Below are 25,080 nucleotides of genomic sequence, written 5' to 3'. Positions count from 1 at the left end.
GGTCGGAATCGCGTCGACGCGTGAGCTGGGCATCGATCCCGAGATCGTCAACGTCAACGGCGGAGCGATCTCGATCGGGCACCCCCTCGGCATGTCGGGAGCCCGCATTGCCTTGCATCTGGCTCTCGAGCTGCAGCGACGCGGCGGCGGAGTGGGCGCGGCCGCACTGTGCGGCGGCGGTGGACAGGGCGACGCCCTCATAGTGCGCGTCCCGGCACGAACCGAATAGTCGCTGATCCTCTTTTCGATGCCATCGGTCCGCAGCCAGGCACTCGGGCACTCAGGACTCAGGCACTCAGGCACTCAGGCACTCAGCACTGTGTCGACCATACTTTCCGCGTAGACACGATCGTTTTCAGCAGTCTGATCGGCAACCTGGCGATGCGAGAAGATCACGTGACTCAGAACAGCACCGGTCACCAGATCGAGGATCCGAGTTGTGTCGGTCGACTTGGGCGCTTCGCCTCGTTCCTGCGCGCGGTGAACGATCGAACGAGCGGCGACCAGTCGACTCCGATTGAGCGTGTCCATCATGTGCCCAAGTAGATCAGGATGCACCCGCGCATCCAGGGCGACACGTAGGCTCACCAGGCCTGCGGTACTTCGATAGCCCACAAGTAGCTGAACTGCGAGTTCGACGAGGTCCGCCCGGAAAGTGCCGAGATCGATCGGTTCCGCGAGCGGACTCCGTGCCTCCAGGGCGTCGACTAACAGGTCGCCCTTGGACGCCCACCGCCGATACAGCGCCGCTCGGCCGACCGTGGCCTTGCGCGCCACTGCGTCGAGAGTGAAGCCTGACCATCCTCGTTCCCAGTACACCTCGAGAACTGCGTCGTACACGCGCTGCTCCAAGTGAGGGTCGCGTGGCCTGCCCCGTCGAAGCGAAGTTTCGTCGTTCACGGAGATAGTGTCGCACTCCGGCTATTGCGGACAATCACTGTCTGTAATAGGTTGCTTCAATGATCTACACACGGAAGCGCCCATGAGCGACCCCGACCGGATTCCCGTGATTGTGGCCGTCGGCGAAGCCAGCGGGTGCGGGACAGCCCTGAATCTCGAGCCCCTCGGTCTCATTCGCCGAGCAGCCAAATCGATCTCCGGGGTGGCCGCGGCACCCTTGCTCAGCCGCGCGGACAGCATCGCTGTCTGCCATATCGCCAGCTGGTCCTACGAACATCCGTCCGCATTTTTGGCGACGAGTTTCGGCGCGCAGCCCTCCGATTTGTTCGACGCACCGATCGGCGGGCAGTGGCCCGCCAGGCTTCTGGATCGCGCCGCAGCACGCATCGCGTCAGGAGAATCGACGATTGCGGTGATCGCCGGCGGTGAAGCGCAAGCCTCGGTGTCCGCCATGACGAAAGCCGGGCGAGACCCAGCAGACGCGGGATGGACAACCAGCCCGGGCGGGCCGCCGAGCTTCGACATGAACCAACTGGGCAGTGCAGCAATGCAGCTGGCAGGTCTCATCACGCCGGTACGAATCTATCCACTGTTCGAGAACCGCCTCAGGTTCGAGACAGCGGAGAGTCCGCGTGCGCAGATGGAGCGCTGCAGCGATCTCTATGCAGCTTTTTCTCGTGTCGCCGAGAGCAATCCGTACTCGTGGAACGGTACGGCACGGACCGCCGCGGACATCGGCACCCCTTCGCCGTTGAACCGCATGATCTGCGAGCCATATCCGTTGTCCATGAACGCAATGCCGTTCGTCGACCAAGCAGCATGCGTGATCGTGACGAGTCTGTCCAAGGCGCGAGAGAACGCTGTCCCGGAGAGCGACATCGTCTACGTCTGGGGCGGTGCCGGAGCCGAGGACACCTCGGACATACTGGACCGCAACAGCTTCGGTCGCTCACTCGCGATGGAATCCACCCTGGACCGCACACTGAACGCTGCATCGATCGGCGTCGATCGGATCGATGTTCTGGACGTCTACAGCTGCTTTCCTATCGTCCCCACATTGGCCACCCGACATCTCCGAGCGCCGGCATCGTTGATTCCCAGCGTCACTGGGGGTCACTCGTCGTTCGGCGGACCGCTGAGCAGCCATTCACTGCATTCGATCGCCGCATCGGTTCGTGCCATCCGCGGCGGTCAGCACTGCGCTCTGGTGCATGCGAACGGCGGCTACATGACCTATCAGCATTCGATACTGCTGGGTGACGCCGAACATCAGGGCGGATACATCGGCGACCCCGAACCCACTGAGATCGCACACGATTCGCCGGTCCGGGCACGCGCCGAGAGCGGAGAAGTCGTGGTCGAGTCGGTGTGCGTGGAGCATTCTCGGCAGCAGGAACCAGCTCAGGCCTTCCTGGTGGCCAGGGACACCGACGGCCGACGTATCGCGGCCCAGACCGCAGTCGGCGACATTGAAAGCGCCCGGATGTTGTCTCTGTATCGAACCAGCACACCCACCGAAACAGTGGGCACCACAATCGCTATCGAGTCAGTCGAAGGGCACATTCGTGTACAAGAACGACAGCAGTGAACAGGTAGTCACGATCGAACGCGACGGGCACGTACTCGTTGTGACCATCGATCGCCCCAAGGCTGCGAACAGCATCGACGCGCGTGTGCACACGCAGTTGGGCGAAGCCTGGGACGCCGCCGAGTCGGACCGTGAGATCCGAGCGATCGTGCTCACCGGAGCCGGTTCGGCGACGTTTTGCGGCGGAGCGGATCTCAAGGCCCTCGGCGCCGGCGGACCCGACGCGGTGACCCCGCCGGAAACGGCACACTGGGGATTTGCAGGCATAGTCCGCCATCCGATCTCTGTGCCCATCATTGCGGCGGTGAACGGTTCTGCTCTCGGAGGGGGAACAGAGCTCGCACTCGCGTCCGACATGGTAGTAGCATCGACTACCGCCAGTTTCGGATTACCCGAAGTTCACCGTGGTCTCATCGCGGGGGCAGGCGGAACCTTTCGCCTCATGTCTGCAATACCGGAACACATCGCGCTTGAGCTTCTGCTTACGGGAAAGCCCATGACTGCGCAGACTGCAGCGAACTGGGGACTGGTCAACCGAGTAGTCGAGCCAAACGACGTCATGAGCACGGCAATGGAACTTGCCCACCTGTGCGCGGCGGGCGCACCGCTGGCGGTCCGCGCGTCCAAACGACTCGCCAGACGCATCGTTGCCAACACACAGGCCTACGAGGAGGATTCGTGGTTGCAAAATCAGCAGGAATTGGACCGGCTCACAACCACCCACGACGTGGTCGAGGGGATCACCGCGTTCCTTCAGAAGCGCAATCCGGAATGGACTGCGCAGTGAGCCATACGGTGTGCGACTTATTGACGCTACGGGCAGAATCCGATCCCGAGGCTCTCGCCTACGTGGACGGCGATCACGAATGGTCCTGGTCCATGGCGCACTCGGTAGTTCGCGAGGCCGCGGCGGGATTGATCGCCGCCGGAGCAGAGCCCTCGAAAACCGTTGGCCTGCTACTCACCAACAGAGTTGAACACATTCTCGGAGATCTTGCGGCTTTGCACATCGGTGCATGCACAACGTCTGCGTACACCACGGCTTCCGACGATCAGCTACGCCACATTTCCGACGATTCGGATATCGGTACCCTGATCCTCGATTCGATCGGCCTCGAACGGTTTCGAGCCACACTGACCTCGATGAAGTCACTCCGTGTCATCGTCCTGACCGACGACGTGACCGAAGCTCCAGAAATCGAATGCCTCGTGATCACCTGGAGCCGACTTCTGGAATTGGGCCGTTCCTCCGCAGAAGAGGTAGCGGTGCAGGTCGATCCTGATGCACCTGCCGTCCTCATCTACACGTCCGGCACAACAGGCCCCTCGAAAGGCGTGCCCCTTACTCACCGCCAACTAGTCGCCGCGGTTAAGTCTGCGTCACAACACTTCTCGCTCCCCGCCAACCCCCGTTTCCTGTCGTATCTGCCGTTGGCACATATCGCGGAACGCGTGTGCTCGTTGTACCTCCCACTGCATTTAGGTGGCACAACGGCTTTCTGTGGGGATATGAACGACCTGCTGCCGGCGCTCCAGCGAACGAAACCAACCATGTTCTTCGGCGTGCCCCGCGTGTGGGAGAAAATTCGGTCCTCGCTCACGGCAAAACTGAGCGAGGTCGGTGAAGAACAAAAGCGCGCTGTGGACACCGCTATGACGAACGCGCGCGCGGTGGCCCTAGCGCGGCTGAACAACGAGTCTATCGACCTCGATATGGAGTCTCGTGCACGCGAGGCAGATCAGGGCCTGTTCGCGATGATCCGCTCCGGACTCGGCCTGGATCAGTGCGCACACGCCGTGACCGGTGGTGCCCCAGTGTCGCCTGACGTCGAAGAATTCTTTCTGAGCCTGGGAATACCTCTGCATCAGGTGTACGGATTGAGCGAGACCTGCGGTGCAACCGTCAGCCATCGGCCTGGTCGAATCAGGATCGGTACGGTCGGTGAACCTCTGCCCGGCGTCGAGATTCGGATCGATGACGACGGCGAAATCCTCATCCGCAGCCCGTTCAACACGTCCGGATATCGAGGGCTGTCGAACGAGAATCTATTTACCGATGACGGTTATCTCCGAACCGGTGACGTGGGAAAACTCGATGACAACGGTTTTCTCAGTGTCACCGACCGCAAAAAGGAACTAATCATCACGGCGGGGGGGAAGAACATCGGACCGAACAGCATCGAAGCTCGTCTGGCGACGAGCCCACTGATTGCACAGGCACTTGTGTACGGCGACAATCAGCGATATCTGGTCGCGCTTTTGACACTCGATTCGGAGGCAACGCGTCGTTGGTTGACCTCCAGAGGGGTACCGACTTCCAATGACCTGAGTCATGATCCGCTTGTCACAACGGAGGTGGAGCGCGTAGTCGAAGAGGCGAATCAAGCCGTCTCACGCGTCGAACACATCAAGAAGTGGGTGGTGCTTGGGTCCGAGTGGACAGTGGACCGCGGCGAACTGACGCCGACTATGAAACTCAAACGCCGAACCATACATTCAAACTACCGAGACGAAATTGAGACGATGTACGACCGCAACTGAAGAGTCGCAGGGGTTGAAATAGACAGGTTCGAGCCATTCTCACGTTCTAAGCTTTCCTATCAGGTGTTCGCGCTACGGTTCTTCGACGTGCTGCAGTCACGCGCGTAAACCGTCAGCGGTGTTGCCTCTATGTCGCCCGCGACAGTCAGGTAGACGATGAATACTGCTGCTGCGCCCGCAAATGAAGCTTGAGGGTACTTTTGGGGTTTTCAGTAAACACACTGTCAAGACGCCTCGACGAGAGTCGCGGTCCGCAGTTCAGGTGCCACACGCCGCCAGGCAAGATATGTCCGGTCGAGCGGCCCTGCATTGGTCCAACGGCTTGTTGGACAAATGCTGCTCCAGGCGAGGCGTTAGCCATCCGGTGATGATGCTGACGGAAGCGAACAATTGCCGAGTTGCCAACAACAGACACGATGCCGCCGACGACATCGCGCGGAAACGGCAGCTTGCGCGCTTCTATGTCGTCGTGATCTTCGCGCGAATTGCGCCCGAGGACATCTACAGCGGCGGCGAAACTCGGCCGAGCGTGAGAGTCGAAATCGCCCACATCGCAAGACATCTACCCGATCCGCGTAGTCGTCGGAGAACAGCACAATCGGGAGTGACATCCTCGCCACGTATCTGACCCAGTATGACCGGGTGCACTGGGAGTTCCACATCGACGAAACGAGCGAAGAATTGTGGATGATCGATGGCCTCATCCCACCACCAGGACGATCCGAGGCCGAGATGGCGTGGGCAGAGGCCAACGCACCGCTGCCGTATTGACCGCGACCTGTTCTCAAGGACGCCGACAAAGGCCGATTGCGCCCCGTACGACTCCTGTCAACCGCCCGGCGACGTCGTCGTCCCGCGAGTTCGAGCACAGGAAGGTGCACGATGGCCTGATCGCCCTCTCGGTTCTAACTGCCGTTCCAACTATGTCGGTTCTCTCGGGGTCTGATCGAGGGTGTACTCGAGTGCGCAGCCCTGTTCGACGTCGTCGTCGATTCCTGGGGGCGGGATGGGGCGCACACGATCACACACTTCCATCCCCGCTGGCCTCCCGCCCAAATCTGGTGTGAACAGCGCTACGCCATATCTGTTGTTTTTACTGCCACTACTACCGCGACCCCTAGTCGGCCCGCGCGAGCTGCAAGAACAACGGTCACCACAGTGGCGGCAACGGCGACGAGGAGAGCCGGGAACGTTCCCGGCCGTAGGTACGGCGGTTCCAACAGTGCGATCGCCTGTATCGGCAAAGCACCCTATGCGCTGGCGATGACCATCGTGGTGCGGGTGTCCCACCGAGAAACCGACGCGGCACCCACATTTGCTGGCCACGATTTCGCAGCCACGATTAGCGGTACCGCCCTTGGTTCGGCTATCCGAGACCCCTCGATGCAAGGCGTACTGCGGCCGTGAAATTCGCAGAAGCAGTGGGTTCTCGAAGGGGGTAGCTGCCCGAGGCGCGTTGTCTAGGTGCGAACGGCAGGGCTGTACGCCGCAAGGATTTGCTGTTCGGCGTCGCTCAAGTAATCCGACAACATTCGCTCCGCGGCTTCGTGCTGCCCGTGCATGACCAGATCGTAGATCGCGTGGTTTCTCTCGAGGTACGGCTGGTGGAACGTGTGTGGATCGTCCATGACGTGAAAGACGAGTCGAAGTTCGTTCCATACGTCGTTCATCAGCCTGTCGAGCCGCGTGCTGTTGTTCAAGGCAGCGATCGATTTGTGGAAAGCGATGTCGGCATTTCCGACTCCGGTCCAATCCTGCTGTGCTGCATGAGTATCGGCATCGTCGAGTGCGGCGTGCAACGTATCCAAGTCGGTCGAGTTGCCGTCGAGGCCGCGGACCGCTGCGCATTCGATGACGCGTCGGCAGCTGTACAGCTCGGTAACATCGGCCGGGGTGGGTACGCGAACGAACACTCCTCGGTTGAGTTCGTGAACTACCAACCGTTCTTCGACCAGCGACTTGAACGCTTCCCGGAGCGTGTTCCGGGATACGCCCAAAGCCGTGCATATCTCAGGCTCGGACAGTCGAGATCCAGGCTTGAACGCACCGTCGAGGATGCATGTCCGCACGATGTCGGCAATCTGCGTACTTCTGCTCCCTCGATCGAGGTAGCTGCGCTGCGCGGCAAGCACCGAGTACGTCGTTTCCGACGCCTGCGCAGGTGTGGTCATCGTGAGCAGCTCCATTCTCGATCTTGCTCGACAGCTTAACCGCTCGAATGACGTTATGTGTTCTCCATGTAAACAATTCTCTCAAAGTATTGAAGGATCGTTCAACGATCCTCTACTCTCTGGTGAGAGCTGGATCACTCGAACTCAACCGTGAGGCACATGATGGATGACAAACCAACGATCGAACCGGCGGTGCAACCCGTAGCGCAAGAAGGTGCGGGCAGGCCGTTCGACTGGTTCCGAACTATGAGCGGTAAAGGCCGTCGTGCGTTCCTCGGAGCGTTCGGTGGCTACGGCCTGGACTCGTACGATTTTCAGGTTCTACCACTGGCCCTCGGAGCCATTGCCTCGTATTTTGCAATCAGCAGTGGCGAGGCGGGACTGCTGACCACCGTCACGTTGGTGGTGTCGGCGCTCGGTGGAGCGTTGGCAGGAATCCTTTGCGACAAGATTGGCCGGGTGCGAACGCTTCAGCTCACGGTCGCCACATACACGATATTCACGGTGTTGTGCGGCTTCGCGCCGAACTTCGAGACGCTGCTGGTATTCAGAGCATTCCAAGGACTGGGGTTCGGTGGCGAGTGGGCCGCGGGCGCTATCCTGGTCGCCGAGTATGCGAAGCCGAAGTACCGCGGACGGGCGGTTGCATATGTTCAGAGCGCCTGGGCTGTGGGTTGGGGACTCGCTGTCCTGGTGTACACCATCGTATTCCAGGTCTTCAGTGAAGACATAGCCTGGAGGGTGCTGTTCTGGACCGGTGCGATGCCCGCTCTGCTGATCATCTGGGTTCGTCGCCACGTCACAGACACCGAAGCGGTTACCGCCAAACGTGAATCCGCTGGGAAACAGCGCGGTTCCTTCAGGGCGATCTTTCGCCGCGACCTGCTTCGCACTACGTTCTTCGCGTCATTGCTCGCCACCGGAGTTCAGGGGGGCTACTACACACTGGCATCCTGGTTACCGACCTACTTGAAGAAAAGCCGTGACCTCGACGTAGTGGGCACCGGCGGCTATCTGTTCATTCTGATCAGCGGCGCATTCCTGGGTTACATCACCGGCGGCATACTCTCCGACAAACTCGGCCGCAAGCGCACGATGCAGCTGTTCGCTTCGCTTTCAGTGGTCTTCATGGTCGGTTACACACAGGTCCCCGAAGGCGCGAACACCGTTGTGATGTTGCTCGGATTCCCACTGGGATTCTGCACGTCGGCGATCTTCTCCGGCTTCGGCTCGTTCCTGTCCGAGCTCTACCCGTCCGAGTTCCGCGGAACCGGACAAGGTTTCACCTACAACTTCGGGCGTGCCCTGGGTGCAGTGTTTCCCACCGTTGTCGGCTTCCTGGCATCGACCACACTTGGACTGGGCGGGGCCATGATCTTCGGCGCGGTGGGGTACGTCATTGCTGTCATCGCTCTGTTCGGTTTGCCCGAAACACGCGGAATCGAACTGACATGACACCACCGACAGCCGAAACGCAGGCACTTGCACCCACAGAGGCCAGAAAGTACTTCCGCGCAGGCAATATTGCTCCGACATCCGGTTGGGCGAGCGGCTTCACGCAGACCAACTTGATATCGATTCCCGAAGAGTGGGCCTACGACTTCCTCCTCTTTGCACAACGCAACCCCAAACCGTGCCCGGTCCTCGATGTCAGTGATGTAGGTTCTCACACAACGATTCTCGCTCCTGGTGCCGATATTCGAGCCGATCTGCCTGCCTACCGCATCTGGAAGGACGGTGAACTCGTCGACGAGGTAGTCGACGTCACCGAGTTCTGGCGCGAAGATCTGGTGTCCTTCCACATCGGGTGCTCCTTCACGTTCGAGGATTCACTTGTCGGTGCAGGAATTCCGTTACGCCACCGCGAACAGGGCGTCAATGTCCCGATGTACATCACGCAACGGCAATGCAGACCTGCCGGACGGATCAGTGGACCTCTGGTGGTGTCGATGCGGCCTATCCCCGCATCGATGGTTGCCAACGCCGCCACGGCATCGAATGCGATGCCTGGCGTGCACGGAGCACCCGTGCACGTCGGCGACCCCGAGTCACTGTTGATCGATGACATCGACAAGCCCCAATTCGGTGATGCCGTCACCTTCGAACCTGGTGACGTGCCTGTCTTCTGGGCGTGCGGGGTGACGCCGCAGGCGGCAATCGTGGCCTCAGGCATACCCTTCGCGATCACCCACGCCCCAGGGCACATGCTCATCACCGATCAGCCGGACCGGCATCACATCTCGGGTGATCATCATGGCGCATGACATCAATTGCGACCTCGGAGAAGGCTTCGGTCCATGGCGTCTCGGTGACGACGCCGCACTATTGCGGCTCGTCACCAGCGCTAACATCGCGTGCGGATTCCACGCCGGCGACCCGTCCATCATGCGTCGAACATGCGAGCTCGCGGTGACGAACGGGGTTCGCATCGGTGCACACATCGGTTATCGCGACCTCGTGGGTTTCGGGCGGCGTGCGATCGCTATGAGTGCGGCGGACCTGCGCGATGAGTCCTTGTATCAGATCGGTGCTCTGGACGCGATCGCCAAATCGGTTGGCGGTGACGTTTCCTATGTCAAACCACATGGTGCGCTATATCATTCGGCATCGTCACAGCAGGACGCTGCTCATGCGATTGTCTCCGCTGCGATCAGCAGCAAACCGGGACTGGTCATCATGGGTCCCGCAGAGAGCAGTTTGCATCACGCAGCTGTTGCCGCCGGCACCCCCTTCGAGTCCGAGGGCTTCGCCGACCGCGCATACCTGTCCACCGGTTCGCTCGCTGCGCGCGGTGATTCGTCGGCAGTGCTCGGAATCGATGCCGCGATCGAGCAGGCACTTGCACTTGCAACCACGGGAACGGTACAGACCGTCGACGGCCGTGCAATCACCGTCCGCGCCGACAGCATCTGTGTCCACGGAGACTCGCCGAACTCCGTCGAAATCCTGCGAAGAATACGAAAGCGACTGCAGAGCAATAGCATCGAAATCGAGGCCTCACGATGAAACAGAATTCGGCAAATCGAAGAATTGTGATGCGCCCGGCAGGAAGTCATGCACTGCTGTTGGAACCTGCCGATCACACCAGCGTCGATGCCTTGACGCACCTGCTCCGGCGTTCGCCTGTGGACGGTGTCACCGACGTACTTCCGGCAGCGCAGACAGTGCTGATCACCACGGATTCACGGTCCGATCTCGGTGAGGTCGAGCGCCGCCTGCACGAACTGTTCGCCGATTTCGAGCCGACTTCTCACGTCGAAGACGCCGAGGTGGAGGCAATCCGCATCCCAGTCGTATACAGCGGTGGCGATCTCGGTGAAGTGGCCCGAATCCTGGGTATCTCGACCGACGATGTGATTGCGGAACACACGCGCAGAACATGGCGCTGTTCTTTCGTCGGATTCGCGCCGGGATTCGGCTACCTCGCGTCCAGCGAGCCTGGGCTGGCAGTTCCAAGGCGCGAGGAATCGAGAACAGCAGTTCCGGCGGGGTCCGTTGCTCTCGCGGACGGCTACAGCGCGGTGTACCCGCGCCGTTCACCCGGCGGATGGCAACTCATCGGGCGAACAAGTGTGTCGACCTGGGACACACACAACCCGCAGCCTGCTCTCATCACGCCCGGGTGCTCGGTGCAGTTCGTCGCAGAGGATATTCGATGACCGAACGACCGGGTCTGCTGGTGACTGCAACCGGCCCACTGAGTACGTTCCAAGACTTGGGGCGGGTGGGGTGGTTCGCATCCGGTGTCGGAGTCTCCGGCGCCGCCGACAGGGGCTCGCACGCACTCGCCAATCGTCTGGTCGGCAACCTCGATTCCGCGGCATCGATCGAGTGTCTGCTCGGTGGGCTCGAATTACGCGCCGGCGGCGCGGTGACACTTGCGGTGACCGGCGCGGCCGCACCGATCACCGTCGACCAAACTGCTGTAGGGCATTCGACCGTAATCCATCTCGACGCGGGGCAAACTTTGCGAATCGGGATGGCAGAGGCAGGTCTGCGGGTCTACATCGCGATTCGAGGCGGTTTCGATATCGATCCGGTGCTCGGTTCGCGCAGCCGGGACACACTCTCCGGAATCGGACCTGAACCGCTGAGCGCAGGAATGTATTTGGGGGCGGGGGCAGACCGGGGTCGCAGCGCATCGATCGATGTAGCACCGGTGCGCGCGATGACCACCGCGCCGGTGGTTGCGCGAGTCGTCCTCGGACCGAGAGACGACTGGTTCGCCGAACCCCATGATCTCTTCGTCGGCTGGTGGGAGATCAGCGACCGTACCGACCGAATCGGAGCTCGATTGATTCGGCATACCGATTTCCCACCACTCACTCGGTTCAACGACAAGGAGCTGCCCACCGAGGGTATGCCGCTGGGGGCAATTCAGGTTCCACCGAGCGGTGAGCCGGTCGTGTTCTTGGCCGATCATCCGATTACCGGAGGCTATCCGGTGATCGGCACCGTTGTCGACGATGATCTCGATTCGCTCGCGCAAGCCAGACCCGGGCAGTGCGTCATTTTTCGTGCCGCACCCGGCGCACGCGCACACCACCATCGACCCCACGAGGACAAGCGGACACCGTGACCGACCAGACATACATTGACGAAGCGCGAATCAGCAAGTGGGCCCGCTCTGTACGGGAACACGCCCACTCGGTTCCCGCCGATGCGCTCGACGACTATCTCGGGCGCATACCAGCGTCGCTCGTCGACGACTGTGCTCCTACCACCGCGGCCGCAGACTTGGTGGCAATACACAAGCTCGAGCGAGGCGGCATCTCCGTCCATATCGGATCGGAACTGTCCGACAAGGAAACCGGGCAGCCCACTCATCATGTGCGCATCCGAACAATCGACTCGGCAGCGCCGCTGCACCGTGTGCTTCCCATACTCCAGAGCATGGGAATCGACGCCGTCGACGAACGCCCGTACCTGCTCAATACGCACGAAGGATACCGAGCCCGGATCTACGATCTCACCATCACCATGCCCACGGCAGCACTCGACAGCATCGACGTCACGGACCTGATCGCAGACGCCTTCCGTGCTGCATGGTTCGGTCATCTCGATATCGACAGCTTCAACAAGCTGATCCTCACCGCCGGGCTGACATGGCGTCAGGTCACCATCGTTCGGGCCTACTCCGCATACCTCCACCAAGCCGGCCTGCCGTATACCCGCACACACATTCAGTCTGTGCTCGCAGCACACCCAGGTGCCGCAATGGCTTTGGTGCAGTTGTTCGAGACGCGACTCGACCCACGCCGCGCCGGAAGCGTCGATCAGATCCAGAATGTCGACGACGCCGCAGCGCGCATCATCGAAACAGTGGCCGGGCTCGATGCCGACAGAATCCTGAGCTCCCTGCTGACCACTATTCGAGCTACCACCCGCACCAATATGTACAGCGCTCCGAGGCCGCGGAAGGCACTGAGCATCAAACTCGACGCCGACGCCATCGACTTCCTCCCCAAACCGCGCCCCCGGGTGGAAGCATTCGTCTTCGGGTCCGATGTTCACGGTGTGCACATGCGATTCGATGCAATCGCCCGCGGCGGAATTCGATACTCGGATCGACCGGACGACTTCCGCACAGAGATACTCGGATTGGCAAAAGCCCAATCGGTCAAGAATGCAGTCATCGTTCCCGCCGGCGCAAAAGGCGGATTCGTTGTGAACCGACCGGACCCAGGCCCGGAACAGATCCGCCGATGCTACCGAGAGTTCATTGCCTCGCTACTCGACCTGACCGACAACCTCGCAATCGAAGACGGCACCGTCGTGCCGGCCCCCGGGGTGATCCGGCGTGACCAGGACGACACCTACTTCGTTGTGGCAGCAGACAAAGGAACAGCGTCCTTCTCCGACCTCGCGAACGAGGTCGCTCTCGAACGCGGATATTGGCTCGGTGATGCGTTCGCATCAGGAGGCACCGTGGGATACGACCACAAGGCGATGGGAATAACTGCGCGTGGAGCGTGGGAGAGCGTCACACGACACTTTCGTGAAATCGGCATCGACATCGTCAGAGACACTTTCTCCGTCATCGGTATCGGCGACATGAGCGGTGACGTCTTCGGCAACGGAATGCTGCTCAGCGACAAGATGGCCTTGATAGCAGCTTTCGACCACCGTCACATCTTCATCGACCCGACCCCCGACCCGACACGGTCGTTCACCGAGCGTCTGCGCCTGTTCGAACTGCCCACATCGAGTTGGAACGACTACGACCGCTCGATGCTGAGCGAAGGCGGCCTGATCGTGTCGCGCACCGCCAAAGCCGTTCGACTCACCCCGCAAATTCGTGCGACTCTCGCGATCGACCCTTCGGTCACACAGCTTTCTGCCCAAGATCTCGTTCGAGCTGTCCTTGCGGCCCCGGCGGACCTGCTGTGGAACGGCGGAATAGGCACGTACGTCAAAGCGAGTACCGAATCTCATCTGGCCTGCGGTGACAAAGCCAACGACGGTGTGCGTATCGATGCTGACCAGCTCCGGGTGAAGGTAGTCGGTGAAGGAGGAAACCTCGGCATCACCCAACGTGGACGAATTCAGTTCGCCCGCGCAGGAGGACATATCAACACCGATGCACTCGACAACGCAGGCGGCGTCGACTGTTCGGATCATGAGGTCAACATCAAAATCGCCTTGGCTCCCGCCCAGCACGAGCGGTTGATCACCGACGCCGAACGCGCCGAACTGCTCGTTGCGATGACCGACGATGTGAGCGCAGCAGTGTTGGCCGAGAACAAGAGCCAGAACGATCTGATGGGCAGCAACCGCTACACCTCGGCCTCGATGATCGGGTTTCACTCCAGGATCGTCGAGCAGCTTGAAGCCGACGGCATCGTGGACCGCGACGTCGACAATCTACCCACTGCAGCAGAATTTGCGGAGATGTCCACGGCGGGAACCGGTTTGACCAGCCCGGAACTGGCACAGCTGACAGCGCAGGTAAAGAATGGGCTACGCCGTCCGCTTCTCGACAGTGCGGTCCCCGACGAACCACCGGCTACCGAACGCTTGATGAGTTATTTCCCGCTGCAGCTCACACTTCGGTTCGCCGACAGTATCGAAGCTCACCCGCTGCGACGCGAAATCGCGACCTCGGCGCTGATCAACACGATGGTCGAGTACGGCGGTATCAGCTTTGTCTCCAGACTTCGGGACGACACCGCGAGTACAGTCGCGGACTGTGCCCGCGCGTTCGAGATAGTGAATGCCACCTTTGGGTTGGATTCGATCTACGCGGCCACACATCACCCGGATTCCGGCATTCCGGCAGATGGCACGAACGCCCTCGTCGGGCAGACTCAGCGACTGCTGGACCGCGCGAGTCGATGGTTCCTCACTCGACGTTCACTGCCACTGACCGTCGCCGATGACGTCGCCCGCTACCGCGAGAACATCCGCACCTTCGGCCCGGTAGTGCGGCGATGGCTCCGCGATGACGAACTCGAGGCCGTGCAGCGGCGCACCGCAGTGCTCGTCTCCCACGGTGCACCGGAGAGTCAGGCTGCCCGTGTAGCGGATCTGCTACATATATATTGCTTTCTCGACATCACCGATCTGGCGGCGGCCCTCGACAGCACCTTTGCCGAAGTTGCAGAACTGTATTTCGCTGTCTCGGCACACCTGCACATCAACACACACCTGACCAATGTGTCCGGACTCGACCGACGCGACCGATGGCACTCGCTGGCACGGTTGTCATTGCGTGAAGATCTCTACACGTCACTGAGGGCAATCACCGCCGACATCGCCAGGAATACCTCGCCCGCGGCACCGACGGACGCCCGACTTATCGAATGGGAAGAAGCCAATGCGTCGACTCTCGAGTCCACGCGCATCCTCCTCGCCGAAGCCACAGCCGGCGGCGCCGTGGACGGAGACAGACTGGCCAACCTCTGTGTTGCTGCCAGGCAGATCCGGGTGATGGGCCGATGAACGACAGAATCGGTGCTCGGATCACCAAGGTTCTTGTCGCCAATCGTGGTGAGATCGCGGTGCGGGTGATCCGGGCGGCCGCCGATGCCGGGTTGGCCAGTGTCGCTGTCTACGCCGAGCCCGATGCCGATGCCCCGTTCGTCCGCCTCGCCGACGAAGCGTTCGCCCTCGGCGGGCAGACCTCGGCGGAGTCGTATCTGGTGATCGACAAAATCCTCGACGCCGCCGCCAAGTCCGGTGCCGACGCCATCCACCCCGGCTACGGATTCCTCTCCGAGAACGCCGACTTCGCCCAAGCTGTGATCGACGCCGGACTGATCTGGATCGGACCGTCCCCGCAATCGATCCGCGACCTCGGCGACAAGGTCACCGCCCGCCACATCGCCGCCCGCGCCAAAGCCCCCTCCGTCCCCGGCACCTCCGAACCGGTCAAGAACGCCGACGAGATCCTCGCCTTCGCCGACGAACACGGCCTCCCGATCGCGATCAAAGCCGCATTCGGTGGCGGCGGACGCGGCATGAAAGTCGCCCGCACCCGCGAGGAAATCCCCGAACTGTTCGACTCCGCCACCCGCGAAGCCGTCGCCGCGTTCGGTCGTGGCGAATGCTTCGTCGAGCGCTACCTCGACAAACCCCGCCACGTCGAAGCCCAGGTCATCGCCGACCAACACGGCAACGTCATCGTCGCCGGCACCCGCGACTGCTCCCTGCAACGCCGCTTCCAGAAACTCGTCGAAGAAGCCCCCGCCCCGTTCCTCACCGACGCCCAACGCAAAGAAATCCACTCCTCCGCCAAAGCCATCTGCCTCAAAGCCGGCTACTACGGCGCCGGGACCGTCGAATACCTCGTCGGCCAAGACGGACTCGTCTCGTTCCTGGAAGTCAACACCCGCCTGCAGGTCGAGCATCCCGTCACCGAGGAAACCTCCGGCATCGACCTGGTACTGCAACAATTCGCGATCGCCAACGGCGAGGAACTGTCGATCACCGACGATCCCGAACCCCGCGGGCATTCGTTCGAGTTCCGGATCAACGGCGAAGACGCCGGACGCGGGTTCCTGCCCGCCCCCGGCCCGGTCACCACCTTCACCGCCCCCTCCGGGCCGGGTGTGCGGGTCGATTCCGGTGTCGAATCCGGCAGTGTGATCGGTGGCCAGTTCGATTCGATGCTCGCCAAGCTCATCGTCACCGGAGCCACCCGTGAGGAAGCCCTCGCACGCTCGCGTCGGGCACTCGCGGAGTTCACCGTCGAGGGGTTGGCGACGGTGATCCCGTTCCACGCTGCGGTGGTCTCCGATCCCGCGTTCATCGGCGACGGGGACTCCTTCGACGTGCACACCCGCTGGATCGAAACCGAATGGGACAAACAAATCCCCCCGTTCAGCGCCGACAGTAATTCTCGGCCAGAAAGAGCAGAGCCCGTGATGGTGGAGCTCGGCGGGCATCGCGTCGAAGTATTGTTGCCGCCGGGCTTGCTCACCAACGCTCTGGCAATCACCCATATGCCCGCCGAGTCGGAACAGCGCGCGTCACGATTGAGTGCTGCACACGAAACTGTTTCTCCCGACGCCGTTCTCGCCCCGATGCACGGAACCGTCGTGAAGGTCCTGGTCGAAGAAGGACAAGTCGTCGCCGAAGGCGACCTCATCGCTGTGATCGAAGCGATGAAAATGGAGAACTCTGTGCATGCACACAAGCGCGGCACCGTGGTCCGCCTGACCACGCAACCGGGATCAACTGTTGCGCAGGGTGACGTCATCGCTGAACTGACCGATTCGACGCCCTCAGTGCCAGCCCGACAGGAGCCACAATGCTGACCTCCCAGCGAGCACATCTTGTGCTCGATTCCGCCCGTAGAAACAGTGCGATTCAAAACGTCGATCTCGCAGCAGCTGTAGTGGACGAACAAGGGGACCTCGTCTGCTGTAGCAAAACCGATGGAGCAGCACCGGAGCTGCTCGGTGCGGTGTTGACGGCCGCCGCACACCGGAAATGCGCGCAACGATTCGACCACCCGGTTACATTCGACGACATCGAAGAGGCGGTCGTCATCGAATCATTGATGCCGAATCCCATTCCAGTCGAACATGATCGGCTCGATTTCGGTCACGGGACGTGGATCGTTGCGGCCGACGACCAACATAACGTGTAACTGATAGTGGGGGCCGTCTTTGCCGAGATCAGCCTGGTCGACCAGGTGCACCGATTCGACCTGTCCTGACGTGCTGGAGCGCACCAACGTTTCCGTTGGCGGCATTCTGCCTTCGAATGGCATGTCCAGGCATCGCTACGGACAGACCGCTTAGCCTGTATGACAGGCTCTGGCTAGGGCTCCAATGCCCGACATTCCTGCAGGGCATTTCAGCAACTCGCTAAGAGGTGCGTTGTGCGTCATAGTCTTCCAAAAGGCTCCCTCCCGACCCGCCCGCTCAGTAATGGGATTGGCAGTTACGAGCACGGTGTCGATCACTGCCGATTGAGATGTTCTTTCCTACATTCAGGCTTGAACCAGGTCTCCATCAGATCCAGGACGGTTCACTTCATCACTTCTGCCGTCCGGGCCGGCAAATTCCTCGATGTCGTGGAAGTCCTCAAACACGCGCAGCACTCCGCGCACGATGCGACCCGCGGCCGCAGCCTGTTTGAGGTGCGCGCGGGCCTCGATGGCACCGAACGGGACGGTCACGACCATTTTCGCGAAGTCCTCGTCGAGTCGCTCTCGGCGGCCACGTCCGCATAAGGGGTCGTTGGACCCCACAACGACCGCCACAACCTCGTCGGCCCGCGATCCGATCGTATCCAGAACCGGGAGTTTCTGAACGATCACATAGCGCACAACGCCCGCGGTGAACCTGTCCTGGAACGGTTCACTCCTCGGATGATCAGGCGGACAATTCGGTGCGCCTACCATCGTATCCTTCCGGCGGAGTTGATTCTGACTCGGCGCGAGGCTCAGCGTGACGCCGTGAGCTTGTCCCATAGCGAGCCGGCGTTCTGGGTGTGAATGTGCTCCTTCATGCTTTCAAGCCCGATGTCGACGGGCAGACCGGCGCCGGGGTCGATTCGCTCGATGGTTTCCTCGCGCGTCCACCCTCGTGCCACGGCGTCGGCGACTGCCGACATCCACTCGAGGAGGGTCGCTCGCTGAGTACGCAGATACGCCGGGGTGGTCACCGGACCGTGACCCGGAACGACGAAATCCACGTCGAGGCCGGCGATTCGGTCGAGCGCCACCAACCATTGGTTGAGATCGGACGTCATCAGCCACGTCTGGCAGCCGCTGAACACGGTGTCACCGGTGAAGACGACTCGCTCCTCGGGAACGAAGACTGCGGTTTGCCCAGGAGTGTGTCCGGGAGTGTGCAACAGCTCGAATGTGTGATCGCCCAGCCGGATGACGAGGTCATCGCTGAACGTGACCGCAGCCTTGTTCGGATCCTGGAAGTAGGTGTCCCGGTCGGGAACCAGAGCGTAGCCCTTCGGGTCGTGAACCCGCGCGGCCTCACGCACGTATTCGTACGGATCGATGGGCGGCTCCGGGACCATGAAGCTGTCGAAAATCTCCTGATGATGCACTACGAGGCCGGCACCTTTGAAGAAGTAGTTCCCGAAGATGTGGTCTGCGTGGTGCTCGGTGTTGATCAGGTATTCGATCCGGCCCATGCTTTCCGCTCTACTGCGCAAGGCGATTGCGTCGGAGGGTAGCTGAGCGGTATCGATCACCACGACACCGGCTGTCGTCGCGACGATCGACGGGTTGGAACCTCGTTGACCTGTCTCGGATAGAACGTGGGCGCTGACTTGCTGCATAGTGTGTCCTTTCGAAAGCAGTGGGGCCGCGACGCTCAATCGGTCATCGACGGTCGGAGCGGTATCACCGGGTCGCCGGCCCGCACTCTGTTGCTCAGCTCACCGAGTATCTCGACTTCCATCGTCACGACATCTCCAATGCCTATGGATTGCAGACTGTCCCGACCGTTACGGCCCCACAGCTCGGCCAGACTCCCGCCTCCGCAGGTACCGGAACCGAGTACGTCACCCGGAAGCACTCGGGTGCCACGACTGGCGTAGGCAACGAGTTCCTCGAATGACCAGTACATGTTCGAGAGAAGATCGGACCCGATGACGGTGCCGTTGACCGACGCCGTCATGGTCAGGTCGTAGGATGTTCCGCTCCGCCGAGGCTGCAGCTCGTCGATCGTCACGAGAGCAGGGCCGAGGGTGGTGGCGGTGTCCTTGCCCTTCGCCGGGCCGAGATGCAGCTTCATTTCTTCGAACTGCAGGTCTCTGGCCGACCAGTCGTTCATGATCGTGAACCCGACGATGTGGGATGCGGCTGCTTCCGGTGAGAGGTTGCGGCCCTCACGCCCGATCACTGCCGCGACCTCCAGTTCGAAGTCGAGCATCTCGGAGCCCGGAGGCATCGGAACTTCGTCGCGTGCGCCGGCCAAGGTGTGGGGGTTGGTGAAGTAGAAGGTGGGGATGTCGTACCAGAGCGGCGGGACGCCGCCCCCGGCCCACGCCAGCTTGGCGGTGCCGGCCATGTGCTGCTCGAAGGTGACGAAGTCGCGGACCGCAGGTGGTTGGACGATGGGGGGCGCCAGGTCGGCGTCGGCGAAGGCCAACACAGTGCGCGGGTCGGCGAGGGCTGCTTGCCCTGCCGTAGCCAGTCTTTCTCCGTCGTCTCCGAGAAGATCGATCAGCCGCGTTCGCGGGGCCATCGTGTGAATGGTGCCGTTCTCGACTACACCTACCGTCTCGTTGCCGTCTGCGCGGACGGTGACAAACCGCATGACTTCTCCTTAACTTGGTGGCGTGCATGAACTGCGGCCGCCGGGCACTACTGCCAGTCGCGCGTCACGACGTGACTCGTGACGCAAACATGGCAGGATTCGAGCTATCACATAAGGTCCGTCGTACGAATGCGACTGATCGATACTGTCGATATATCAGTGACGAGGTGGCTTCCATGCCTGTGAACGATCCCGAACGATTGGGCGCCATGGATCTCAATCTGTTGGCGGCTCTCGATGCGCTGCTGACGGAGCGGAGCGTGACGGAAGCGGCGGCGCGGCGCAGAGTTCGTCAACCCGCCATGAGTTCGAGCTTGTCCCGGTTGCGACGACTGTTCAACGATCCACTGTTCGTTCGCGACGGCTCACGGCTCGTGCCCACTCCCCTGGCCGACTCCTTGGCGGGACCAGTGGCCGACGCGTTGACGATGGCACATGCATTGCGCACACGGAGTGAGACATTCGATCCCGCTACCGACGAGCGCGCCCTGTCCGCCATCGCCAGCGACTACGTCAGCGTCGTCCTACTCCATCCGATCCTGAAGACACTCCAGGCCACCGCGCCGGGGGTGACGATCGATGTGCGGTCGGTTCCCACGGACATCGATCGCCAACTGCGACGAGGAACGGCCGACGTGGCCGTCGCCCCCCGTTCGGTGATCGGATCACCGGCGGGACTCGAGTCGAGCGACCTGTTCACCGACCGCAATGTCTTCGTCGTCGATGCTCAACGAACCGACGTGGGAGATCGGCTGACCCACGACGACCTGCAGTCGATGCCTCTCGTGACCTACCGCGGCGGGATGATGGCCACCGTCAGCGTGAGGGAGCTCGGTCGACCGCCCGCCAACCAGGGCATGGACCTGACGACGCGCAGCTTCGTCTCGGCGGCCTTCATGATCGCCGGCACCAGAACGGCCGCGCTGATGCCCGCGCGCTTGGCCCACCGACTCGCCGGCCCAGCTGGGATACGAATCGTCGAAGCACCGAAAAGGCTTCCGCCCTTCGCGGAAAGCATGTATTGGGCGCAGCACCGTCGCAGCGATCCAGCACTGCTGTGGTTACGTGAGCAACTCGATCGGGTGAGCGCAGCCCTGGCGGAGGAAGAACAGTGAGCCCAGACGCCACTCGGGACCTGGACCTGAACCTCCTTGTGGCCCTTCACGTTCTGCTCGAGGAGCAGAACGTCTCGCGGGCGGCAGAACGTCTTCGGGTGGGGCAGCCGGCCATGAGCTCGACGCTCAAACGACTACGTACAACCTTCGGGGACCCCTTACTGGTGCGCAAGGGCCGCGGCCTCGTGCGCACACCCGCCGCCGACGACCTCGTCGAGCCGGTGGCCGAGGCTCTCGGTCGATTCGAGACAATTCTCGGCCAACGGCATGTCTTCGACCCGGCGACGTCGCGCTCCACGTTCACGATTCTGACCAGTGACTTCGTCGCGCTGATACTGTTGCAGCCGTTGATGCAACGGCTGGTCGAGATTGCGCCGCACATCAGACTTCAGACGCGTGACCTGTCCCCCGACTTCGCCGACCGTCTCAGAGGCGGATCCGCCGAACTTGCCATCCTCCCCAGCGCGGTCGCGAGCGACACAGCGGGCCTTCACGAGCAGTTCGTTTTCCGCGATCGGTATGTCTACCTCGCCGATCCCGACAACGAACGTGCGAGAGGTGCGCGAACGTGGGAGGACTTCGCACTGCTGTCACACGTCGGATACTCCGGGGAGGAACTGCCTGCGGTTGCGCAAGTCGAGTTCGACCGGTTGGCGGGCCTTCACGGCCACGACATCACGACCGAAACCTTCTTGCTCTCCGCCTATCTCGTTCAGAAGACCCACTTCGTGTGTCTGGCCCCCAGCCGCTTGGCTCGACTGGCCGCCGAACGCTTCGATCTGGTCACGTTCGAGCCGCCGGCGAATCCGACAATGATAGACGAAACCGCGTTCTGGAGCGAACGCACCGCTCGCGACCCAGCGAACCGTTGGCTCCGAGCTCAGATTCACGAGGTCGGCAAGAACATGGTCTGAGCACGGCTCGTCGAGCCAGGACTCAGAGGTGGTCCGATACCCAGTCAGAGATGAAAGATGCTGCGACAGGCAAGTTGTCAGCACTCGCATGCATCGCGCCGCCTTCTTCTGCCGTGAAGAACTTGAGCTGACGGACCGGACTGTTGACGGCAGCCTCGTACTGCGCGTACGCATACTCGCGCGGAATTTGGGTGTCGAGATCACCGTGCGTGATCAGGAAGGGCACGTCGATCTTCTCGACCACGCCCTCCAAGGTCATCAGCGGAGCGAACTCCATGAATTCCTCGAGGCTCTCCTTGCCGAACACCCACTGCACGTGATCCCAGTAGTGCGGCACCGGCCTGTCACCTTCCTTCGCCAAGCGACGCTTCTGCAGCTCCCCCCAGTTGTAGTTGGCACCCCACGCGACACACAGTTTGAACCGCTTCTCGAATGCTGCGGCGCGAGGCGCGTAGTAGCCACCCAGTGACCACGCGACGACACCGATGCGGTCCGCGTCGACATCGCTTCTCGTCTCGAGATAGTCGATCACGGGTGCCGACCACCGCTCGCTGTCGTGGTAGCCGGTCAGACCGCGCAGGCGAAGGGCCTCGCCCGAGCCAGGGTGATCCACGACCAGCACCGAGATCCCGCGGCGAGCGAATTGGTCTCCGATGCCGCCTCCGATCACCATCTCCTTGGTGCTGTCCAAACCGTTGTAGAACACCATCACAGGCGCCTTGTCGACTCCGCGGGCCTTGACTAAGTACGCCGGCAGCGTCACTCCCTCGTACGGAACTTCCACCAATTCGGCGTTGACGTCACCGACGTCGATCGCGCGGTGCATCGAGTCGAGACCGAGCTTGTAAGCCTCCCACCGGGGTGCGTAGCTCCGAGACTGCATCCGCTCGGCCGTCTGGTAGTAAACCCAGGACCGCAGGTAGAAGTCGCTGGCCGACAACGGATGACCCGCACTGTCGGCGCGCTCCGCACGCGCTCTCAATTTATCCGCCATGTCGCACCACGCACGGAAAAACTGCTCCGTGCCGTCGTCGTCACCGAGTTCGGAGGCGTCGACCAGCGAATCACAGATGCGGACGACTTCATCGATCAAGCCGCCGGTGTTGAGGGCGATGTTGGCCGAGAGGTTCCAGACATAGTTGTTGGGGAATGCTCGAAACACAGGGTTCTCCTCGAGTTGCTGCGGTGGAGTGAAGTGGCAGAGAGGATAGAAGCGCTAGCGGGCCGAAGGCAGTCGCAGCAACCGGGACGCGTTCGCGTTCAATCGGTCAGCGATCGACGCGACCTCGCGCGCATGCCCGGTGTCCCATCCGCCGAAGTTCGAGCCGTAGACGAGGTGGTGCGGGTTGGCCACGGACTCGAGCAGCGTCAGCGACGCCTCGCTGTGAACATGGGTGTCGAACCACAGACGTCCGACCGCTGAGTCGAACTGCTCGAGACCCACCGGGGCGGCCAGGGAGTGTTTGACCCAGTCACGCAGACGACCGCAAATCATCGGAAAGCCGCCGCCGCCGTGCGGGAGCACGACGTCGAGCCGCGGATGACGCTCGAGCACACCGCCGAGGACCAGAGCTTGGACGGCCAAGGTCTCTTCGATGGGATAACCCACGGTGACCTGCCCCAGCCAGCGTTCGAGTCGAGGGTCGCCCGGTGGTCCGTCGACGCCGCTCACCGTGGAATGGATGAACAACGGAAGATCGAGCGCGACGCACGCCTCGTACACGGCGTCGAGTTCGGGGGCGTCGAGGGTGTTGCGCGCATCCATCCCGAAGTACGCACCCACCAGCGAGGACTCCGCCGCTCGTTCGAGTTCTGCCACAGCGGATTCGGCGTCCTGTGCCGGTATCGCCGCGAGGCCCAGAAGCCGACCCGGCGCTCTCGCGCAGAACTCCGCGACCAGCTCGTTCGCCCGCCGCAAGAACGGGCCGGCGACGTCGACCGACGTGTGATGGAAGAACCACAGCGGCGACAGCGAGACCACCTGCATGTCGATGCCGGCTTCGTCGAGCGCCGCGACTCGTTCGCTGGGGTCGATGCTCAGCCGCGTCAAGCCGCCCATGGGCCACCGGTACGACCCGGTCACCAGTTCGTTCCCACTACTGCTCGACGCGAGCGCAGGTCCGTAATCGCCTGCCATTCCAAGTAATTCGTCGAAGAAAAGATGAGCGTGAACGTCGATCATGAGCTCGCTCCGGCGGTCTCGGGCGGCCATGGATGCAGGGAAGACTGGGGAGAGAGATGTTGCCAGTGATGACCCCACACCTCGTTGGGCGCGCCGGCAGCAGGATCGAAGTAGCGCATGGTCCACTCGGACTCGATGACATCGATTGAGTCGCAACCAAATTCGAGATCGAACCCGCTCGGCGTGCGGGTGTAGAACGAGAGTTGCTCGTCGCCCGTGTGACGCCCCATCGTCGAGGAGACCTCGTAATCCGAGGCCTGCACCAGGTCGTAGGCCTTCCCCACATCGTTCAGGTCTGCCGACTCGACCATCAGGTGTTGCAGCCCGAGCAGACCGGGCCGCTCCCACAGGGCGGCGCTGTGGTGGCGCCGATTGCAACGCATGAACATCATCGTGCCGAGCGGGCCGAGACCGACGATGTCCGAACACCTAAGTCCGAGAACATCCTCGTAGAACGGCAAGGCCGTTTCCAGACTCGGCACGTTGATGACTGCGTGACCCAGTCCCTTGTCGCCCGTGACGAACGACGACGTGCTGCGGCCGCCGCGGAAGGATCGGTCGAGCGACACAGAACCCTGAAACATCTCGTGGCGAAGTCCGAATGGATCTTCGAACCAGACCATGTCGCGGACCTGCCGGGCGCGTCGCTCGGTGTCGGTACTGGCTTTGACCGTGGCGCCGGACGATTCCAAGTGAGCGAGCATCGCGGAGTATGCCTGCCGCGTCGGTGCCTCCCAGCCGACGTAGGCGATGGTGTCCTCGGGGCCTTGATGAACCGCTAGGCGGAAGGGTCGATCATCCCAACGAATCCGCACCGGGTCGTCGTCCCAGCTTCTCTCGGTCACCTCGAGTCCGAAAATCGAAGTTCCGAAGTCAGTCCACTGATCTGCAGCAGGACTGGTCACGCCGATGTAGCCGAGGCTGTGGATGTACAC

General features: G+C 61.8%; 24 protein-coding genes and 1 pseudogene. 16 read left to right on the top strand and 9 right to left on the bottom strand.

Annotation, left to right across the window (positions count from 1 at the left end; all coding sequences use genetic code 11):
- Window positions 1–229, top strand: a pseudogene (locus CH251_RS05465) (acetyl-CoA C-acyltransferase); the annotation flags it as partial.
- 74 nt (window positions 230–303) lie between these two features.
- On the opposite strand, the gene CH251_RS05460 reads toward CH251_RS05465, so the two are convergent.
- On the bottom strand, window positions 304–900 hold the full coding sequence (locus tag CH251_RS05460; RefSeq protein ID WP_094612247.1) for a TetR/AcrR family transcriptional regulator: 597 nt from the start codon (window positions 898–900) through the stop codon (window positions 304–306).
- An 82-nt stretch (window positions 901–982) separates the two neighbouring features.
- On the opposite strand from CH251_RS05460, the gene CH251_RS05455 reads away from it, so the two are divergent.
- From CH251_RS05455 to CH251_RS05445, 3 genes are read left to right on the top strand one after another with little or no spacing between them, the layout of a single operon-like run.
- Window positions 983–2,488 (top strand): hypothetical protein, encoded by a 1,506-nt coding sequence (locus CH251_RS05455; protein ID WP_094612246.1) that lies wholly within the window; start codon window positions 983–985, stop codon window positions 2,486–2,488.
- Entirely contained in the window at window positions 2,466–3,275 is an 810-nt protein-coding gene (locus tag CH251_RS05450) for an enoyl-CoA hydratase/isomerase family protein (RefSeq protein ID WP_094612245.1), read from the top strand. Before CH251_RS05455 ends, CH251_RS05450 begins: the two co-directional genes overlap by 23 nt.
- Window positions 3,272–5,029, top strand: a complete 1,758-nt coding sequence (locus CH251_RS05445) for a long-chain fatty acid--CoA ligase (RefSeq protein ID WP_179273585.1) — start codon at window positions 3,272–3,274, stop codon at window positions 5,027–5,029. Before CH251_RS05450 ends, CH251_RS05445 begins: the two co-directional genes overlap by 4 nt.
- A gap of 145 nt (window positions 5,030–5,174) precedes the next feature.
- Here CH251_RS05445 and CH251_RS27810 read toward each other — a convergent pair whose 3' ends face one another.
- Entirely contained in the window at window positions 5,175–5,579 is a 405-nt protein-coding gene (locus tag CH251_RS27810; protein WP_256978849.1) for a hypothetical protein, read from the bottom strand.
- On the opposite strand from CH251_RS27810, the gene CH251_RS28225 reads away from it, so the two are divergent.
- Window positions 5,514–5,657: a hypothetical protein gene (locus tag CH251_RS28225; protein ID WP_373454919.1), complete on the top strand. Its 144-nt coding sequence runs from the start codon at window positions 5,514–5,516 to the stop codon at window positions 5,655–5,657. The genes CH251_RS27810 and CH251_RS28225 overlap by 66 nt on opposite strands.
- A gap of 14 nt (window positions 5,658–5,671) precedes the next feature.
- Window positions 5,672–5,800: a tautomerase family protein gene (locus CH251_RS05435; RefSeq protein ID WP_179273583.1), complete on the top strand. Its 129-nt coding sequence runs from the start codon at window positions 5,672–5,674 to the stop codon at window positions 5,798–5,800.
- A 689-nt stretch (window positions 5,801–6,489) separates the two neighbouring features.
- Here the strand turns inward: CH251_RS05435 and CH251_RS05430 are convergent.
- Window positions 6,490–7,200 (bottom strand): GntR family transcriptional regulator, encoded by a 711-nt coding sequence (locus tag CH251_RS05430; protein WP_094612257.1) that lies wholly within the window; start codon window positions 7,198–7,200, stop codon window positions 6,490–6,492.
- Window positions 7,201–7,446: 246 nt separating this feature from the next.
- Here CH251_RS05430 and CH251_RS05425 point away from each other — a divergent pair, with 246 nt between their 5' ends.
- The 8 genes from CH251_RS05425 to CH251_RS05390 are packed head-to-tail and all read left to right on the top strand — an operon-like array spanning window position 7,447 to window position 17,293.
- The gene (locus tag CH251_RS05425; protein ID WP_256978848.1) at window positions 7,447–8,655 is read left to right on the top strand and encodes an MFS transporter; all 1,209 of its coding nucleotides are present in this window, start codon (window positions 7,447–7,449) and stop codon (window positions 8,653–8,655) included.
- Window positions 8,652–9,464: a putative hydro-lyase gene (locus CH251_RS05420; protein ID WP_094612239.1), complete on the top strand. Its 813-nt coding sequence runs from the start codon at window positions 8,652–8,654 to the stop codon at window positions 9,462–9,464. Before CH251_RS05425 ends, CH251_RS05420 begins: the two co-directional genes overlap by 4 nt.
- Window positions 9,454–10,206: a 5-oxoprolinase subunit PxpA gene (locus CH251_RS05415; protein WP_094612254.1), complete on the top strand. Its 753-nt coding sequence runs from the start codon at window positions 9,454–9,456 to the stop codon at window positions 10,204–10,206. Before CH251_RS05420 ends, CH251_RS05415 begins: the two co-directional genes overlap by 11 nt.
- Before the next feature lie 29 nt (window positions 10,207–10,235).
- Window positions 10,236–10,859 carry an allophanate hydrolase subunit 1 gene (locus CH251_RS05410; protein WP_256978847.1) on the top strand — a complete coding sequence of 208 codons (624 nt, stop codon included), beginning with the start codon at window positions 10,236–10,238 and terminating at the stop codon, window positions 10,857–10,859.
- Window positions 10,856–11,779, top strand: coding sequence for a biotin-dependent carboxyltransferase family protein (locus CH251_RS05405; protein WP_094612235.1), 924 nt, complete (start codon window positions 10,856–10,858; stop codon window positions 11,777–11,779). Before CH251_RS05410 ends, CH251_RS05405 begins: the two co-directional genes overlap by 4 nt.
- Window positions 11,776–15,141 carry an NAD-glutamate dehydrogenase domain-containing protein gene (locus tag CH251_RS05400; protein WP_179273582.1) on the top strand — a complete coding sequence of 1,122 codons (3,366 nt, stop codon included), beginning with the start codon at window positions 11,776–11,778 and terminating at the stop codon, window positions 15,139–15,141. The genes CH251_RS05405 and CH251_RS05400 overlap by 4 nt, the downstream gene beginning before the upstream one ends.
- Window positions 15,138–16,958: an acetyl/propionyl/methylcrotonyl-CoA carboxylase subunit alpha gene (locus CH251_RS05395; protein WP_094612231.1), complete on the top strand. Its 1,821-nt coding sequence runs from the start codon at window positions 15,138–15,140 to the stop codon at window positions 16,956–16,958. Before CH251_RS05400 ends, CH251_RS05395 begins: the two co-directional genes overlap by 4 nt.
- Window positions 16,952–17,293, top strand: a complete 342-nt coding sequence (locus CH251_RS05390; RefSeq protein ID WP_094612229.1) for a hypothetical protein — start codon at window positions 16,952–16,954, stop codon at window positions 17,291–17,293. The genes CH251_RS05395 and CH251_RS05390 overlap by 7 nt, the downstream gene beginning before the upstream one ends.
- Before the next feature lie 345 nt (window positions 17,294–17,638).
- On the opposite strand, the gene CH251_RS05385 is transcribed toward CH251_RS05390, so the two are convergent.
- Genes CH251_RS05385 through CH251_RS05375 form a run of 3 tightly spaced genes read right to left on the bottom strand, consistent with a single transcriptional unit; the run spans window position 17,639 to window position 19,934 of the window.
- A complete protein-coding gene (locus CH251_RS05385; protein ID WP_143537896.1) occupies window positions 17,639–18,052 on the bottom strand; it encodes a hypothetical protein in 414 nt (137 codons plus the stop codon).
- Window positions 18,053–18,093: 41 nt separating this feature from the next.
- The gene (locus CH251_RS05380) at window positions 18,094–18,951 is read right to left on the bottom strand and encodes an MBL fold metallo-hydrolase (protein WP_094612227.1); all 858 of its coding nucleotides are present in this window, start codon (window positions 18,949–18,951) and stop codon (window positions 18,094–18,096) included.
- A gap of 35 nt (window positions 18,952–18,986) precedes the next feature.
- Window positions 18,987–19,934, bottom strand: a complete 948-nt coding sequence (locus tag CH251_RS05375) for a fumarylacetoacetate hydrolase family protein (protein WP_094612226.1) — start codon at window positions 19,932–19,934, stop codon at window positions 18,987–18,989.
- Between the two features lie 176 nt (window positions 19,935–20,110).
- Here CH251_RS05375 and CH251_RS05370 point away from each other — a divergent pair, with 176 nt between their 5' ends.
- Complete coding sequence (locus CH251_RS05370) at window positions 20,111–21,049, top strand: LysR substrate-binding domain-containing protein (protein ID WP_179273581.1); 939 nt, start codon at window positions 20,111–20,113, stop codon at window positions 21,047–21,049.
- Window positions 21,046–21,963: a LysR family transcriptional regulator gene (locus tag CH251_RS05365; RefSeq protein ID WP_094612222.1), complete on the top strand. Its 918-nt coding sequence runs from the start codon at window positions 21,046–21,048 to the stop codon at window positions 21,961–21,963. Before CH251_RS05370 ends, CH251_RS05365 begins: the two co-directional genes overlap by 4 nt.
- A gap of 22 nt (window positions 21,964–21,985) precedes the next feature.
- Here CH251_RS05365 and CH251_RS05360 read toward each other — a convergent pair whose 3' ends face one another.
- Genes CH251_RS05360 through CH251_RS05350 form a run of 3 tightly spaced genes read right to left on the bottom strand, consistent with a single transcriptional unit; the run spans window position 21,986 to window position 25,080 of the window.
- Entirely contained in the window at window positions 21,986–23,125 is a 1,140-nt protein-coding gene (locus CH251_RS05360) for a S9 family peptidase (RefSeq protein ID WP_094612221.1), read from the bottom strand.
- Window positions 23,126–23,179: 54 nt separating this feature from the next.
- A complete protein-coding gene (locus tag CH251_RS05355; RefSeq protein WP_179273580.1) occupies window positions 23,180–24,145 on the bottom strand; it encodes an amidohydrolase family protein in 966 nt (321 codons plus the stop codon).
- Complete coding sequence (locus CH251_RS05350) at window positions 24,142–25,080, bottom strand: VOC family protein (RefSeq protein WP_094612217.1); 939 nt, start codon at window positions 25,078–25,080, stop codon at window positions 24,142–24,144. The genes CH251_RS05355 and CH251_RS05350 overlap by 4 nt, the downstream gene beginning before the upstream one ends.

Source organism: Rhodococcus sp. 06-462-5 (assembly GCF_002258315.1).
In the GTDB taxonomy this organism is placed as follows: domain Bacteria; phylum Actinomycetota; class Actinomycetes; order Mycobacteriales; family Mycobacteriaceae; genus Rhodococcoides.
Note: the sequence above shows the minus strand (reverse complement) of the source record. Positions and strands in the feature narration are given on the sequence as shown.

Excerpts from the sequence above, each read along its gene's own strand:
- CH251_RS05455 (WP_094612246.1), top strand. The coding sequence starts at position 983 with ATGAGCGACCCCGACCGGATTCCCGTGATTGTGGCCGTCGGCGAAGCC.
- CH251_RS05430 (WP_094612257.1), bottom strand. The coding sequence starts at position 7,200 with ATGACCACACCTGCGCAGGCGTCGGAAACGACGTACTCGGTGCTTGCC.
- CH251_RS05425 (WP_256978848.1), top strand. The coding sequence starts at position 7,447 with ATGAGCGGTAAAGGCCGTCGTGCGTTCCTCGGAGCGTTCGGTGGCTAC.
- CH251_RS05420 (WP_094612239.1), top strand. The coding sequence starts at position 8,652 with ATGACACCACCGACAGCCGAAACGCAGGCACTTGCACCCACAGAGGCC.
- CH251_RS05415 (WP_094612254.1), top strand. The coding sequence starts at position 9,454 with ATGGCGCATGACATCAATTGCGACCTCGGAGAAGGCTTCGGTCCATGG.
- CH251_RS05410 (WP_256978847.1), top strand. The coding sequence starts at position 10,236 with ATGCGCCCGGCAGGAAGTCATGCACTGCTGTTGGAACCTGCCGATCAC.
- CH251_RS05405 (WP_094612235.1), top strand. The coding sequence starts at position 10,856 with ATGACCGAACGACCGGGTCTGCTGGTGACTGCAACCGGCCCACTGAGT.
- CH251_RS05395 (WP_094612231.1), top strand. The coding sequence starts at position 15,138 with ATGAACGACAGAATCGGTGCTCGGATCACCAAGGTTCTTGTCGCCAAT.
- CH251_RS05390 (WP_094612229.1), top strand. The coding sequence starts at position 16,952 with ATGCTGACCTCCCAGCGAGCACATCTTGTGCTCGATTCCGCCCGTAGA.
- CH251_RS05385 (WP_143537896.1), bottom strand. The coding sequence starts at position 18,052 with ATGGTAGGCGCACCGAATTGTCCGCCTGATCATCCGAGGAGTGAACCG.
- CH251_RS05380 (WP_094612227.1), bottom strand. The coding sequence starts at position 18,951 with ATGCAGCAAGTCAGCGCCCACGTTCTATCCGAGACAGGTCAACGAGGT.
- CH251_RS05375 (WP_094612226.1), bottom strand. The coding sequence starts at position 19,934 with ATGCGGTTTGTCACCGTCCGCGCAGACGGCAACGAGACGGTAGGTGTA.
- CH251_RS05370 (WP_179273581.1), top strand. The coding sequence starts at position 20,111 with ATGCCTGTGAACGATCCCGAACGATTGGGCGCCATGGATCTCAATCTG.
- CH251_RS05355 (WP_179273580.1), bottom strand. The coding sequence starts at position 24,145 with ATGATCGACGTTCACGCTCATCTTTTCTTCGACGAATTACTTGGAATG.